We start from the raw sequence: 216 nt of genomic DNA, 5'->3' as shown, positions 1-216 counted from the left end.
GGAGAAATAAAATGAGTTATCAAAAATTAACCCGTGATCAAATTGCTGAACGTGTTGCACAAGATATTCCTGATGGTGCTTATGTCAACCTCGGTATTGGTTTACCGACCAAGATCTCGAGCTATTTACCTGCTGACAAAGATGTCTTTTTACATTCTGAAAATGGTTTATTGGCCTTTGGTCCACCCCCTGCGGAAGAAGACCGTGACCCTGAGT

1 protein-coding gene is annotated in these 216 nt (G+C 42.1%); it reads left to right on the top strand.

All coding sequences use genetic code 11. The features are described from left to right. Positions 1-11: 11 nt before the first annotated feature. A partial coding sequence (locus AC1M9I_RS14725; protein WP_481611228.1) for a CoA-transferase occupies positions 12-216 on the top strand: 205 nt, incomplete at its 3' end.

The organism is Acinetobacter sp. ANC_7553 (assembly GCF_056779895.1).
The sequence above is the reverse complement of the archived record's forward strand: the minus strand, read 5'-3'. Positions and strand labels throughout refer to the sequence as shown.